The organism is Rossellomorea vietnamensis, from assembly GCF_008180615.1.
GTDB classification, from domain to species: Bacteria; Bacillota; Bacilli; order Bacillales; family Bacillaceae_B; genus Rossellomorea; species Rossellomorea vietnamensis_D.
Map to the genome: position 1 here is coordinate 90,846 of NZ_VTEH01000005.1, position 14,596 is coordinate 105,441.

Below are 14,596 nucleotides of genomic sequence, written 5' to 3' on the forward strand. Positions count from 1 at the left end.
GGGGCTGTGCAAGGCGCTTACGCTTTTGGTCTTCAACAGGATTATTGGTATGAGATGGTGAATTCTTTTATATAATCTTTGTGGGACAGAAAGGAGATGAAGAAATGGATTTGTTCTCTATTATTCGGGCGCTGCATATAATTGGGGGTTTTACAGCGCTTTTGACTTTTTGGATACCAGTTGTCACAAGAAAAGGCGGCAGGGTCCATAAAATCGCGGGATGGGTCTATGTATGGGGAATGATTATTGTAGCTTTATCGGCACTGTACATGGGAATTTACCGGCTTTTTGATCCTGCAAGTACCAGTGAAGTGATCTCATTCTCCTTATTCTTAATTTATATTGCCATTTTAAGCGGGTCTACAGCTTATTATGGAATAAGGGTATTGAGATTCAAGGGAAGAAAGGCCGTACACAAACAGTTGCTGGATCTGGGGTTTCCTCTGCTGCTGCTGATTTCTTCAGGAGCTGTGAGTGTATATGGATTTCTGCAGAACTTTCAGTTGCTGGCATGGTTTCCATTCCTGGGAATTTTCCTCAGTGGTACACAGCTAAAGTATTGGCTGCGAAAACCTGTTCGAAAACTGCATTGGTGGTTTGAGCATCTTGGAGGTATGCTGGGTTGTTCAATTGCTACCATAACTGCTTTTACCGTCTTTGGCGCACCAAGATTAATGAATGTAGAATCGGTCAGCATCCTGCTCTGGTTCCTGCCAACCATCCTCCTTACTCCTGCCATTATTGGATTTTCAATTTATTATGACCGGAAGTTTAATGGGAAGAAAGTGATTTCAGGCTGAAAAGACGGCGTTATAGATAGTGAAGGGTTTCAGTCTCGGGCGCACCCTTATATTTTTTATAAACTGACTTATGAAATTAGCATAGGTCAGTTTTTTAGGTTTTCTCAGTAAATGATTCAGTATATAGGAAAAACGCCAGGGAACGATAACTGTAAAAAAGGATGAATGGCATGAAAAGAATAGTTTTGATCCTTATTACTGTATTTTTAGGGTTTCAGCCGGATTACACTGCCTTTGCAAAACAAAGGCAGTTCGAAGATATCTTTATTGAAATTGGATATACAGCAATCGATGATGCATTATCAGCTGCTGAGTTGCACTTCAATAAAGAGATTCCTTTACCCTACAGGCTGCCTCGGGTTGCCTTCACGCACCAGGTTGGAAGGTTTATTGACCTTGAGGGGGATATTAACGATTCATTAGAGGTTGAGTTTCTTGATCAACACAATTCAGCAAATCATTACAAAATTGATATTCGACCATTAAAAAATAAGATAGAGTTTCAAGGACGAGAAAATCTAACAGAATATACCCTTAAGAATGGGGAAAAAGCTATTTACGTAGTTGACCGTCATTTTATCTTCTTTGTGGTTGAAAACAGTGATTGGCAATATATGTTTGGAATTGATAAAAGGCTATCCGACAAGGTAACCCCTGAAATCTTTGTAGAGATTGCGGATTCAATAACAATGGAGTAGTAAGCACCAATCTAATTTATCGCTATGCAAAACACCTTATCCTTAAACAATGAAGAAGACTCGTCAATTGACGAGTCTTTTTTTGCTTCTGTTGCCCCACAATAACAGTCCAAGCATGTCGTTATAATCAGAATTTCTGGCTTGAGTACCCGAACCTATTTATCCGAGGAATCTGTGGAGTTTTCATCTTCCGGAAGAGAATCAATTGAGGAACTGTCTGAAACATTTAAAGTGCTTTTTATAAAATACATAAAAAATCCGCCAATAAAGAGCAGCACGACAGAAAATCCGATAAATACAAATAAGTCCATTGGATTTTTCCTCCTCATTTCAGTCCTACAGCTAATTTATGAAAGGGAATATCCATATAGACCTTAAGAAGAATTCAGTAGAATCGGACCATTTTTAGAAAAAACAAACAAAAAATAGAACATACGTTCCTTATTGTGTTAAAATAGTGCTATAGTATACATGCCGGGCGGGCAGCGGCTGCTCCCTTTCTTGAGGGGAGGTGAGTCACTGTAATGGTAGAAGTAGCTGACGTTCTTCAAATCATGATTGCGTTTGGAACACTGACAGTAGCAATAATCGCAGTCACCCAAAAAAAGAAGTAACCCACCCGCATGGCTTCCAACCAGGGTAGGTTACTTCCGTATCTAAAATTTGAGCTGCTGTTTCCTGTAATGTGTGCTTGCATGAGGGTTCTGGTTGCAGCCGGAGCTCTCATGTCTTCCATTATTCTTATAGTTATAATTATACCCAACATCTCAGCATGAAGTAAAGGAACTTGCGAGATGAAATAGCAATTTTTTCCCTTAATTAACGATCGATGAGAACCGCCCTTACCGGACATCCGTCACCCTCTTCAAGAGACAAAGGAAAGGCAGAAAGTTCATATGTTTTTGTTTCCACACCATCCAGGACGATCCCCTCCAGGATCCCGATGCCATTTGACTGAAGCGAGTGATGTGCAGGGAGGTCTTTACTGTTTAAAGGATCAACGGAAGGTACATCCACTCCAATTAAGTTGATGCCTTTTTCTTTAAGCAGCGGACCAGCGCTTTTCTCAAGATAGGTGATTCTATCCGGAAAAGCACTTCTATCTTCCCAGCTGCCGGTGCGGATCAATAATTTCGTGACCCCTTCCAAATCCAACCCTTCCAAATCGTCTTCACCAATCGATTCCCTCCCAGTAAGATCGACCACTAAGGCTTTCCCGAAAAAGCTGTCAAGAGGAAGGTCGGCAACTTTCCTGCCATTATTATCAAAGTGATAGGGAGCGTCAATATGCGTTCCGGTATGTGCACTGAACGAAACTTTCCCTACATTGACAGAACCGGTTTCTTCCTTTGACCAATTCAATGAAAAGGAAAAGGGGCTGTCTCCAGGCCAGACAGGGGTAGAGCTGTTCAATCTCTGTGAAATATCTATGAGTTTCATTCTCGTTCCTCCTACGCCACAACATTGCGGCCTTTCTCAAATTGTTTGTACAGTTCTTCTTTCATAATGGTCTCCAAAATTCCTGCGGTTTTCCAGACGTCATGGAAAGAAGAATAGAGCGCGACAGGAGCAAGCCTGATCACATTGGGAGCCCTAAAATCAGGGATAACCCCGTTTTGCTTCAAAGCTTTACAAATCCGGGATGCTTCATCATGCTGCAAACAAACATGGCCTCCACGCGCGCTGTCTTCCTTAGGATTGGAGATGGAGAAGCCGTAATCGGATAATCTGTCTTCAATAAGCCTCATCAAGTAAGCTGTCAGTTGCAGTGACTTCTTCCTTACACTTTCAATACCGGCTTCTTCGAAAATTTCCAGAGAGCCAAGAAGGGGAGCCAGGCTGAAGATATGGGGAGTTCCAATTTGGTAAGCCCCCGCTGTTTCAGCATGTGCTAACGTGTGCTCCATATCAAATTGTTTTTCTTTTTTTGAACCGAACCAGCCTGCCAGTCCCGGCTTCTTCCCTAAATGTTTTTCATGTACAAACAGCCCTCCGACTCCTCCTGGACCGCTGTTTAAATATTTATAATTGCACCATACGGCAAAATCAACATTCCAGTCATGAAGTTCATGAGGGATGGCTCCAATACTGTGCGCTAAATCGAAACCGATGATGATACCTCTCTTGTGCGCCTCTTCTGTCAAAAGCTTCATATCCAGGAGCTGGCCTGATCGGTACATAACGGAAGGAAGAAGGATAAGGGCAATTTCATCAGTCATCGCCTCAAGGATATCTTCTTCTGAAATAGTCAATCCATCTCTGCTTCTAACTTGAACCAATTCTTGTTCTGCGTTATATCCCTTAAGCTCAATCTGGCTCTTAATGGCATAGATATCCGAAGGGAAGGTCAGCTCATCGGCAAGTATCTTTGTTTTGGCACCAGCCGGCTGATAAAAAGTCGAGATTAATTGATGAAGATTCGTGGTGATCGATCCTGTTACAATAGTCTCGGCTTCTTTACTGCCAATGAGGGGTAAAGTCATCTTTCCAAGTTTTTCAGAGTAATAGAACCATGGCTCCCTGCCATCCATCCAGCCGTCGATTCCATGCTGCTTCCAATCTTCCAATGAAGTCAGCAGTGATTTTTCTGCTCTCTTGGAAAGTAGGCCGAGGGAGTTGCCGTCCATATAATACCAATCATCTTTTATGTAAAATTCTTCTTTGAAACGAGACAAATCATCTTTCTTATCCAGTTCGAATGCATAATCTTCTTTAGTGCTGAAATCCATTGAAATCCCGCCTTTTCAGTTCTATATATAAATGGTAATCGAAATAGATGGAATAGTAAAATTATTAAACGGGAAGGATCAATAGTTGATACATTTTGAAGGGGGTGCCCAAGACCATAATGTGTCCTAGTGGATGAGATTTAGAGTTTACTTGGAATATGCATGTATACGAGCGCATTATTCATAAATGCGAGCGGAAATAAGAGAATACGAGCGAGTGAGCAAGCAAGATATAGCGCCCGGCCCCTTCCCTCTTAAAAAGGATTTCTTATTTAACTCTAGAATAGGTATAAAACGAGTAAATTTAAAGGAGGGAGAGGGATGAGGAAAATTTTAAGGGGGCATCATCTCCTGTGTGTACATGGATTTAGAGGCATGGGGTACAGCCCGTCTTTTGTAGAAAAAATGAAGGAAATTGTCAGTGATATGAGAGATCCAGAAAAAGATTTTGACATTAGCGTCGTAGCGGGTTTTGATGATGCTTGTTCGGCGTGCCCTCATAGAGGAGAAAGCTTGTGCAGCGGAAGTGTAAAGTCCAATAATAAGGTAATGGGGCTGGACAGAAGAACGATTGAACACCTGGGCTTGAAGGCAGGAGGAGTATATAAGAAATCTTATCTTGTAGAATTAACCTCCCAAAAGGTGGAGCCGAAAGATTTGGACCATATCTGCGCGGGATGTTCATGGCTTGAATACGGGGTGTGCAAGGAAGGAATCGACCTTCTGAATAAAGGACTGCCAAGCTTTAGTACAGAGTAGAAATGAGGGATTTTAAGAATGATTCTTGATAGAACGATTCTAGAAGATACAGCTTGAATGTACTATGATTATTCCGGAAACCGGGTCTCCAAGCGGGGACCGTTTTTTTATTAGTTGATTTAAGGCTTATGAAGGGTCTTATGGTATGTATCTGTTTATTAAGAGTACCTAACATAATACTTGAGTCAGAGATATATCCTGCATGAATTGAAAATGACTAACCGGCTAACGAATGAAAAAAATCCTAAACCCCTCTCCTCCATCATATGATAGGGCATGTACAAATTTCGGAGGTTGAAAAAATGAAATTATTTATCAGGGGAATATCCTTTTTAATAATCACCGCCTTTTTGGGGGAGTGTTTGGAGTTTATTGTGAATATGATTTTGGCAAGGGAACTTGGCGAGAGAGGAATGGGAATCTATATGTCGATCCTGCCCTCCATCTTCCTGATTGCCATCATTGCGAGCCTTGAGCTGCCGGTGTCGCTGTCCAAATTTATTGCTGAGAAAGATGTTGTCTATCACCGGAATATTCTTTCACAGGTGTGGAGGATGACCATTATTTTCACATGTGTTTTTTTGCTGGCAGCCACTTTTATTTATTCTGTTTTTCCATTTCTTGCTGAGTATCATCCCAGTGTACGGTGGCTGACGCTGCTGCTGATCCCGATCATATCTTTTTCTTCAATAGCACGTGGCTACTTTATGGGAGTCCATCAGATGGGCAAGATCGCCGCAGCCAATTTCTTAAGAAAGATTGCTCAGCTGCTTCTTCTGGTTATGGTTTATCAGTTATTTTCTTTTGAAACCAATATGGCTATCATCATTGCCCTGTGCACCTTTATCGGCAGTGAAGGTGTGGTGTTCCTTTATTTCATGCAGGCCTATGTATTATCTGTAAGGAAGATGAAAGGTTCTTCTTTCAAGTCAGCAGACAAAGCGGAAGTGGGAAAGGCACTGTTGTCGGTTTCCTTTCCTACGACGGTCTTAAGGATTTTTCATGCTGTTTCCCACGCTATCCAGCCATTTTTGATCAAAGCAGCCCTCCTTCATGCCGGAATGACCGATGTTATGGCGACTGAACACTTTGGGGTAATGGCAGGGGTTGCCTTGACAATTGGATTTTTCCCTGCGTTTATCGCCCATTCTTTGTTGATCGCCCTTATTCCAATCGTATCGGAAAAGGTTTCAAAGAATGATATTAAAGGTATACATTCAATACTTAGACAAGTTGTCCTGATTACCCTGAGTTACGGTGCGCCGGCTGTCATGATCTTTTATTTCTGGGGAGATGAGCTGACTGCACTATTTTTTCATTCCACCTCGGCAGCTTATTACCTGAAATTACTGTGGCCGTACTTCTTCTTTCATTTCTTCGTGATGCCTCTTCAGGCATTCATGATTGGTTTTGGATTGATAAAAGATGCTTTGTACCATACTATATGGGCAACTCTTGTTTCATTTACGATTATTTATTTCCTGGGTTCGCTCCCGCAGTTCGGAATGGCGGGTGTCCTGATCGGCATGAATGCAGGCGCTGTGCTGCTGACGCTCCTTCATTACCATACTGTTTGCAGCCGTCTTAATCTCACTCTATGGTTTAAGAGCTCAGTAAGGGTATAAGAAGGAGAAGCTTACTGCTGATCACTAGAACTAAGAACATTAGAGAATCACATGGTTTTACATAGTGTGGCGAGCAAGATAAACGAAATTTAACTTTTTATCCTGTAAGGAGAGACCAAATGTTTGATTCGATATTATTCAACTTAATGCTTATTGGCCTGCTTGGAATTCTGTCACAATGGGCAGCATGGCGGTTCAGGATGCCGGCCATCGTCATTATGTCCATCGTCGGACTCCTGGCAGGGCCGTTACTCGGAATTATCCACCCAGAAGAAGACTTTGGGGATTTGTTTAAACCTATCATTTCAATAGCTGTGGCCATTATCTTATTTGAGGGAAGCTTGAACTTGGATTTCCGTGAAGTGAAGGGGCTTGGAAGGCCGGTATTCCGGATTGTCACGATCGGGGCTTTCCTTGCCTGGATTCTGGGATCCTTGGCGGCTCATTATGTTGCAGGGCTTTCGTGGGCCGTTGCGTTCGTCATTGGAGGGTTGTTCATTGTAACAGGCCCTACTGTTATCCTTCCGTTGTTAAGGCAGGCAAAATTAAAGCCGCGCCCGGCAGCGATACTAAAATGGGAAGGAATTGTCGTAGACCCTTTCGGAGCTCTATTGGCCCTTTTTGCCTTTGAGTTCATTCTCTTTTTTACAGCCGAAGGAGGAGGGAATGCACTTGTAATGTTCTTTCTGGCATCCTTCTTTGCTGTTGTATTCGGCTGGGTTTGCGGCAAGGGAATCGGCTGGATGTTTGAAAAAGGGCATGTTCCTGAATTTTTAAAATCACCCGTCGTATTTGTGGTGGTAATCGCCTGCTTTACGATTTCTGATGAAATCACACATGAGACAGGCCTTCTAGCTGTAACAGCAATGGGGATGACGCTTGCCAACATGCACATCTCGTCCATTGATGATATGCGCCACTTTAAGGAAAATATCTCAGTGCTCCTGATATCAACGATTTTTGTAATGCTGACAGCGTCTCTTTCGTTGGAAACATTGATTGAAATATTCAATTGGAAAATCATTGGGTTTGTTCTCTTAATGCTTTTCATTGTACGGCCCCTGTCCATTTTTCTTTCAACAATCGGAACGGATCTTTCCTGGCAGGAAAAGACACTTGTCGGCTGGATTGCACCCAGGGGAATAGTTGCTCTGACGGTTTCCAGCTACTTTGCTTCAATCCTTCTGGAAACAGGATTTGAAGATGCAGCGGTCCTGACTTCCGTTACGTTTGCACTCGTATTTGGAACTGTTACCGTCCATGGATTTTCCATTGGCTGGCTTGCGAAAAAGCTAGACCTCGCTATCAATGACAGACCCGGAGTTCTCTTGATCGGAGGCAGCAGCTTCAATACAGAGCTTGCAAAGACCTTCAGGGAGCTGAATACTCCAGTGTTGATTGCCGACTCATCCTGGAAAAGGCTTTTCCCTGCACGAAAAGCTGGAGTCCCTTTTTATAAGGGTGAAATACTGTCTGAACAAACTGATTATCATATGGACTTAACGCCTTATGAATACCTGGTTGCGGCAACAGAGGTGGATTCTTACAACGCTCTCGTCTGTACCACTTTTGTTCCTTCCATCGGGCGCAATAATTTGTTTCAGCTGAGTTTGAAAGGAAAAAGAAGTGATGACATCGAAGATCTTGTCCATACGATTGGGGGCAGGATACTCTTTCAGGTAAATGCCACATGGGATGAATTGAACAAGCGTATCGAACGCGGAGACGTCATCAGGAAAACCAATATTACGGAGAAGTATCCATTTGAAGAATACCTGTCAGAAAGGGAAGAGCATACAATCCTTCTATTTGTATTAAAGCCGTCTGGCAAAATTGAGTTCTTCACTCCGGATGGATCAGCAAAAGCAGAGGCAGGGGATGTTGTCGTCAGTTTGACGCAGCCTTGCAAGGAATTCAATAAGATTCAGGAGAAGCTGGTGGAACAGCGTGAAAAACCAGCTAAACAGAACGAGAAAGAAAAATAAGAACAGAAAGCCCCCTTGGGATGATTCCCAAGGGGGTTTCTTAAAAGGTAAGAAAGTATAAAGTTTTAGGGAGCGTTTCTGAATCCAGCGCTTAGCCCCTCGGGGTCAAATAACCCCTGGAGAATAAAAGGAAAGACCGCCTTTTTTTCTCCAGGGAACATTGCCTGTCGAGGCTAACTGGGCCGCTTGTGCTTTTACGCTTTAGACAGGACTTTCAACTATTCTTCCGATTTCTATCGGCAAGTGCTTGTTTCACTCTATTATAGGAGAGGCCGGATTGTGCATTGAGCCTCTTTACCTCATCAATGTCCGTTCCAGTTGATGTGAGATTTTTCTTGTTCTGCTCTTTCATATCTTCACCTCCGCATCTTTATTTTGTACAGAGGGGCTTTAATTATGTTTATCACCTCTAAAGAAGATAACCGCTAGAAAGATCAGCACCGCCACTGCATAGCTCAGGGAAGAGAGGGTTGGATGTTCAGATTGGTTATTGACACCGATTCCTATGGTCGCCCAGACGAATACCAGCGGATAGATCCAGTCACGTTTTTTGATCCTGAAATAAACGGCGAGTGCTACAGAGAATGCCAGAAGGAATATCGCCCAAAATGCTTCTTCCAATCCAAAGGCTCCCCACTCCAAATAGGTAAGGTAGTAGCTTATGTTCGCAACTGTTGCCACAGAAATCCAGCCTAGATATACCGAAAACTGAAGCATATCCAAGAATCCATTTGATAAGGCTTCCGCTTTTCTGTAAAGAAGGATCAAGGTAATCAGCAGACCGAGCATAACGATGACCGACAACCCGAAGTAATTGTAATGCCACATGAAGATCCAGGCCGAATTCAATAGGCAGGTCACAATGAAGTAAGGAGTGAGTTTCCGATAATACTCAGATTCCCTGTTCTTTTTTGGGATCTGACGGATGACCCAGATGCCCAGCAGCAGGTAGATGACGCTCCATATCGAAAATACATAGCCGGCGGGGGTGAAAAAGACATCCAGCCTATTCGAAATTTCACCTGTCGTCTGTCCGTTCAAAGGAAGCATCACAGCTAAAGCATTCATTGAGATTACAAGGATGAATGCAGTGATATTAAGTAAAAGTCTGACCATTATAAGACCTCCAATATTTCTTTATTACTCCTACTATTCCACGAGCGCCATTTTAGAAACACTGTGGTGTTTATAAATAACTGTGTCTGGAAAAGGTATTTTTAAGTAAAAAATAAAAGCAAGAAAAGTCGGAAAATGATAAACTGTACATATACATAAGTAGATTACATATTTAAAAGGGGAGAATTTCAAAATGACATACTCTGACGTTTGGGATTTAGATGTATTTTTTGAGGGAGGAAGCAGCTCGCCTCAGCTGAGAAATCACTTGGAGACACTGGATAAGAAGAAGGCGGAGTTTGCTCAGAAAGAGAAAGAATTTGAAGCGCCGAAGTCAACAGAAGACAGTGTTCACGTTGCAAGCCTTATTGAAGAGGCTAAAGAAATCATGCTTTACCTCCGCCAGGCAGGTGCTTTTATTGGATGTCTTGAAGCACAGGATATGAAGGACAGGAAAGCAAATTCGCTCCGCGGGGAACTGACAACGGCCAGCGCAGATTTTCAGGTTTCCTTTAATAGTTTTCAGCAAAAGCTCTCCGAAACGCCGGAAAATATCTGGGAAGAACTTCTACAAACGGATTCCCTTTCCCAACTGACCTTCGTACTGAACGAATGGCGGGAGAAAGCAATGGATAAATTATCGAGCGAGGAAGAAGCACTTATCCAGGCTCTATCAATTGATGGTTACCATGGATGGGGACAGATGTATGACACGATTGTAGGCAGCATGGAGATTCCTTATAACGGTGAAATGCTTTCTATCGGCCAAGCGAATAACCTCAGCTCCCACCAGGATGAGAAGGTTAGAAAAGACATTTTTGAAAGTCTTGAAAAAGCATGGACCGAAAAGGAAGAGTTATTTGCGAAGACCTTGAATCATCTAGCCGGTTTCCGCTTGAATGTTTATAAGAAGCGCGGCTGGGAAGAAGTGCTCAAAGAACCTCTTGAGTATAACCGTATGCAGCAAGAAACGCTTGATGCCATGTGGGGAGCCATCTCGAAGAATAAGGCCCCTTTCGTAAAATACCTAGATCGCAAAGCGAAATTGCTGGGCAAAGAGAAACTGGATTGGCATAATATGGACGCACCTGTTGCTGAGTCGAATTCAACGATGACCTACAACGAGGGAGCAGAGTTTATCCTGAAGCACTTCGAGCGTTTCGGAAGTGAAATGGCATCCTTCGCTAAAAAGGCTTTTGAAGACAGATGGATCGAGGCAGAAGACCGTGCTGGAAAAAGGCCGGGCGGGTTCTGTACTTCTTTCCCGCAAAGCGAGCAGTCACGAATTTTCATGACCTATTCCGGGAGTATGTCCAACGTCGCGACTTTGGCTCATGAACTTGGGCACGCCTTCCATTCTCATGCCTTGAAACCGATGCATACTTTAAACAAAAACTATGCGATGAACGTAGCAGAAACAGCTTCCACTTTTGCAGAAATGATCGTGGCGGACGCCGCGGTGAAAGAAGCGCAGACCAAGGAAGAAAAGATTGCCCTGGTGGAAGATAAATTGCAAAGAAGCGTGGCCTTTTTCATGAACATCCATGCGCGTTTCCTGTTTGAAACGCGATTCTATGAAGAGCGCAAAAATGGTCTGGTTTCTGCAGAGCGCCTGAATGAGCTTATGACAGAAGCTCAAAAAGAAGCTTTTGCGGGAGGACTCCAGGAAACTCATCCGCACTTCTGGGCATCCAAACTGCACTTCTATATTTCAGGTGTGCCATTTTATAACTTCCCATACACGTTCGGCTATCTTTTCTCACTGAGCATCTATGCTAAAGCGCTGGAGGCAAATGAGAACTATGAAGAGAAGTACATGGCGCTGCTCAGGGACACGGCTGTTATGTCGGTAGAGGATCTGGCGATGAAACATCTTGGGGAAGACATTACAAAAGAGGCATTCTGGGAAAAAGGAATCGCTCTTTGTATCAATGACGTAGAAGAGTTCCTAAGTTTGACTGAATAATTTCCTTCGACCAGTCCCTTGTATTAACCTGAAAGCTGAAAAGGGACTTACAGTTAAAATTTAATTTCTAAAATAAAACTAAAAACATAAAAAATAGCAGACCAACTTGTAAAACTATGGGTCTGCTTTTCTTTATTATTCTGTTTGGTGCCATTAAAGGAGCAGGAACCTTTAATAGGGGATTCGGATTTTTTAGAGAAGCTAACCTGATTTTATAGTGGGGAGTGATGTGAATTGGGAGGATTTATTGATTTTACATTACAATATTTTGATCTATTTCTTATTGCAGTCTTGATTGCAATCGTTACACTAGTTATGAGTAAATTTATAAAAAGAAAACGAATGTTGTTCATGGTAATGGCTGTTTTGGTGATTGGAGTTTCTTTCGCTGTTCAACAATTAAAGTATACAACCTTTCCGGAACTCTATGATAAAACCCTTAAGGAAGACAGCGTTATTGAGGAGATTACTATTCGAGTGTATGACCCCTCGAAGGACTCATTAGAAACAAGTGCAAGTAAAGTTATAGAGGAGCAGGATACCATTGAACGCTTAATGAATGATTTTTCAAAAATAGAGCTGAAAAAAGAAGATGGTATGGCCAGTGAATTTTATCAATACCATGTAGACATTATTGTGAAAAATCAAGCAGGACCAGATCGTTATCTTACTAAAGTTATTAACATAAAATTAGATCAGGATTACCTCAATGACTACAAAGTCATCAGCGGCACCAATCATCTGAAAACATTGCAGACTCTTGTCTCAAGGGAGGATGACTCTTAGATATTATTCGAGCATTTATTGAATAACTGGGAAGTTTAGAACAGCTCTGATAATATGTACAATTAAAAAGGACAAACTGTAAATATTTTGTTTAAGGAGGAGCAAATTTGACTAACAAGAAGTTATCTAAAGACCAAATGGAAGATTTACTAGAAAGACTAAAGACGCGGTTCGAGAAAAATATGAACCGGCATAAAGGACTCGAATGGGACAATGTTCAATCGAAGCTGAATGCTGCTCCTGAAAAATTATGGTCGCTCAACGAAATGGAAAAAAGCGGGGGCGAACCGGATGTAGTGGGTTTTGATGAAGAAAGCGGGAAGTACATCTTTTTTGATTGCTCAGCGGAAAGTCCCAAGGGCCGTCGGAGTGTGTGTTACGACCGGGAAGCTTTAGAGTCACGGAAAAAGTTTAAACCTGAAAATAGTGCAGTTGATATGGCGGCTGAAATGGGGATCGAACTTTTGAATGAAGACCAATACCGCGCTTTACAGGAACTTGGTGATTTTGATAAGAAAACATCGAGCTGGGTGCAGACACCTGCCGATATTAGAAGGCTTGGAGGCGCACTGTTTTGCGACTTCCGCTTCGAGCATGTCTTCCTTTATCACAATGGAGCAGAGTCCTATTATGCAGCGAGAGGATTCAGGGGATCGTTGAAGGTCTGAAGAATTAGATATTGAGACACACCAAAAAAGCCAGAGGCCATTTGCAGATTGCAGTGCCTCTGGCTTTTTTGAAACTTTGTTTCTATTACATACGTTTCTGAGCCGACAGAGAAGCCATAAACTCGAGCAGACGTTATTGGGAGTGAAGCATGAACGACTTCCTCAGAAGAGTAAAATACTATTTACGACTTTCCTGAAAATATACCCTTGTAATACGATGCAAGTAGTATTACAATGTATTTAAGGAAAATTAAGGGAGGGAAAACAGTGAATAAAGAATTGATGAAGGGCAGTATTGATATTTTGCTTTTATCCTTAATTTCACAAAGAGATATGTATGGCTATGAAATGGTCAAGAGACTGAAAGAATCCAGTGACGATCTTTACAACATGAGTGAAGGGACTCTGTATCCAGCATTGAAGCGGCTTGAGAAACAGGAGTGGGTCACTTCTTACTGGAGTGAAACGGATAAGGGCACTAGAAGGAAGTATTATCATATCACGGATAAAGGACAGGAAGAATTAGTCTTAAAGCTGAAGGACTGGCAGGCTGTCCACCGCCTGATCGGCAAAACATTGGGAGGAACAGAATGACAACGATTGATCATCATATTCAAAAAGTATTGCAGCGTGTTGAAGGGACACCGGAGGAGAGGCAGGAGCTTGTTGAAGAAATGAAAGACCATCTCTTATCGGCAAAAGAAGAGTACATCGCGCAAGGGCTTTCTGACGAAGAAGCGGAAAGAAAGGCGATTGCCGATTTTGGAGGAGACTCCGAAGTGGGTGGCGAGCTGCAGGAAAGTATCTCTCCTTACCGGAAAGATGTTTTAATTGGATTGGGTCTTGCAAGCATCATTTACGCAGTAAGTGTTTTTCTGCACGGAGTGACCCAGATAAATGAACCACACCCGATTTGGCTGACCATCTTGTTTTCCATCGGGGTATTTATGACCCTCTCCGGTTTTTATCCGTCAATTGCAGCTGGACGGAAACTACTGATGACAGTTCTGTTGTTTTTCTATTTTCCATTGATATTTTGGGGGCTCTTGATCATTGATACATCAGATAAATGGTATAAAGGACCGCTTGAAATTCTAGCTGGCATTCTCGCTGTCCTTGTTATTATTTCGCTGTTTATGACGCTGGTCAGAAGCGGGAAGACGGCAGCTATGGATAAGAGCACGAAAAAGAAAAGGACATTTCTTCATACGGTCAACATCCTTTTGGGAGTTGTGATGGTCCCTTATTCGTTTGTTTTTGGCATGGGTGCGCTTCTGTTCGGCGGTTATACCCCAATGCTTCTTATACCGCTGGGACTGGTTTTGCTCTGGTCTCTTTCTTATTGGGCACAGATGAAGTTTTACCAAAAGAGGCTCTCCATATCTATTGTGTTTCTGTCAGCTGACTTTATTGCTATATTTTTGATAGTGCTCAGGTACATGACCTGATCGATAAGGAGGAGTA

General features: G+C 42.5%; 16 protein-coding genes. 11 read left to right on the forward strand and 5 right to left on the reverse strand.

What is annotated here, in order from left to right; genetic code table 11:
• Positions 1-104: 104 nt before the first annotated feature.
• Positions 105-800 carry a DUF2306 domain-containing protein gene (locus FZC79_RS09140; RefSeq protein WP_148946507.1) on the forward strand — a complete coding sequence of 232 codons (696 nt, stop codon included), beginning with the start codon at positions 105-107 and terminating at the stop codon, positions 798-800.
• A gap of 170 nt (positions 801-970) precedes the next feature.
• A complete protein-coding gene (locus FZC79_RS09145; protein ID WP_148946508.1) occupies positions 971-1,498 on the forward strand; it encodes a hypothetical protein in 528 nt (175 codons plus the stop codon).
• Positions 1,499-1,653: 155 nt separating this feature from the next.
• Here the strand turns inward: FZC79_RS09145 and FZC79_RS23065 are convergent, their stop codons facing one another.
• Positions 1,654-1,809 carry a hypothetical protein gene (locus FZC79_RS23065; RefSeq protein ID WP_187442711.1) on the reverse strand — a complete coding sequence of 52 codons (156 nt, stop codon included), beginning with the start codon at positions 1,807-1,809 and terminating at the stop codon, positions 1,654-1,656.
• A gap of 213 nt (positions 1,810-2,022) precedes the next feature.
• Here FZC79_RS23065 and FZC79_RS23595 point away from each other — a divergent pair, with 213 nt between their 5' ends.
• A complete protein-coding gene (locus FZC79_RS23595) occupies positions 2,023-2,112 on the forward strand; it encodes a putative holin-like toxin (protein WP_222928531.1) in 90 nt (29 codons plus the stop codon).
• A 205-nt stretch (positions 2,113-2,317) separates the two neighbouring features.
• Here FZC79_RS23595 and kynB read toward each other — a convergent pair whose 3' ends face one another.
• Entirely contained in the window at positions 2,318-2,938 is a 621-nt protein-coding gene (gene kynB / locus FZC79_RS09150) for an arylformamidase (RefSeq protein WP_148946509.1), read from the reverse strand.
• 11 nt (positions 2,939-2,949) lie between these two features.
• Positions 2,950-4,227 carry a kynureninase gene (gene kynU, locus FZC79_RS09155; RefSeq protein WP_148946510.1) on the reverse strand — a complete coding sequence of 426 codons (1,278 nt, stop codon included), beginning with the start codon at positions 4,225-4,227 and terminating at the stop codon, positions 2,950-2,952.
• A 321-nt stretch (positions 4,228-4,548) separates the two neighbouring features.
• On the opposite strand from kynU, the gene FZC79_RS09160 reads away from it, so the two are divergent.
• The 3 genes from FZC79_RS09160 (at position 4,549) to FZC79_RS09170 (ending at position 8,596) form a co-directional block, all read left to right on the forward strand.
• Positions 4,549-4,986 (forward strand): DUF1284 domain-containing protein, encoded by a 438-nt coding sequence (locus tag FZC79_RS09160; RefSeq protein ID WP_148946511.1) that lies wholly within the window; start codon positions 4,549-4,551, stop codon positions 4,984-4,986.
• Between the two features lie 302 nt (positions 4,987-5,288).
• A complete protein-coding gene (locus tag FZC79_RS09165; protein WP_148946512.1) occupies positions 5,289-6,611 on the forward strand; it encodes an oligosaccharide flippase family protein in 1,323 nt (440 codons plus the stop codon).
• 119 nt (positions 6,612-6,730) lie between these two features.
• Positions 6,731-8,596, forward strand: a complete 1,866-nt coding sequence (locus tag FZC79_RS09170; RefSeq protein WP_148946513.1) for a cation:proton antiporter — start codon at positions 6,731-6,733, stop codon at positions 8,594-8,596.
• 214 nt (positions 8,597-8,810) lie between these two features.
• Here FZC79_RS09170 and FZC79_RS23070 read toward each other — a convergent pair whose 3' ends face one another.
• Both FZC79_RS23070 and FZC79_RS09175 read right to left on the reverse strand, forming a co-directional pair.
• Complete coding sequence (locus FZC79_RS23070) at positions 8,811-8,948, reverse strand: hypothetical protein (protein ID WP_187442712.1); 138 nt, start codon at positions 8,946-8,948, stop codon at positions 8,811-8,813.
• 38 nt (positions 8,949-8,986) lie between these two features.
• Positions 8,987-9,712: a tryptophan-rich sensory protein gene (locus tag FZC79_RS09175; protein ID WP_148946514.1), complete on the reverse strand. Its 726-nt coding sequence runs from the start codon at positions 9,710-9,712 to the stop codon at positions 8,987-8,989.
• Between the two features lie 193 nt (positions 9,713-9,905).
• Here FZC79_RS09175 and FZC79_RS09180 point away from each other — a divergent pair, with 193 nt between their 5' ends.
• From FZC79_RS09180 to FZC79_RS09200, 5 genes are all read left to right on the forward strand, one after another.
• Entirely contained in the window at positions 9,906-11,678 is a 1,773-nt protein-coding gene (locus tag FZC79_RS09180; RefSeq protein WP_148946515.1) for a M3 family oligoendopeptidase, read from the forward strand.
• A 234-nt stretch (positions 11,679-11,912) separates the two neighbouring features.
• Positions 11,913-12,464: a hypothetical protein gene (locus FZC79_RS09185; RefSeq protein WP_148946516.1), complete on the forward strand. Its 552-nt coding sequence runs from the start codon at positions 11,913-11,915 to the stop codon at positions 12,462-12,464.
• A 137-nt stretch (positions 12,465-12,601) separates the two neighbouring features.
• On the forward strand, positions 12,602-13,132 hold the full coding sequence (locus tag FZC79_RS09190; protein ID WP_148946613.1) for a DUF4256 domain-containing protein: 531 nt from the start codon (positions 12,602-12,604) through the stop codon (positions 13,130-13,132).
• 267 nt (positions 13,133-13,399) lie between these two features.
• Complete coding sequence (locus tag FZC79_RS09195; RefSeq protein ID WP_148946517.1) at positions 13,400-13,726, forward strand: PadR family transcriptional regulator; 327 nt, start codon at positions 13,400-13,402, stop codon at positions 13,724-13,726.
• Positions 13,723-14,580, forward strand: a complete 858-nt coding sequence (locus FZC79_RS09200; protein ID WP_148946518.1) for a permease prefix domain 1-containing protein — start codon at positions 13,723-13,725, stop codon at positions 14,578-14,580. Before FZC79_RS09195 ends, FZC79_RS09200 begins: the two co-directional genes overlap by 4 nt.
• Positions 14,581-14,596: the final 16 nt, after the last annotated feature.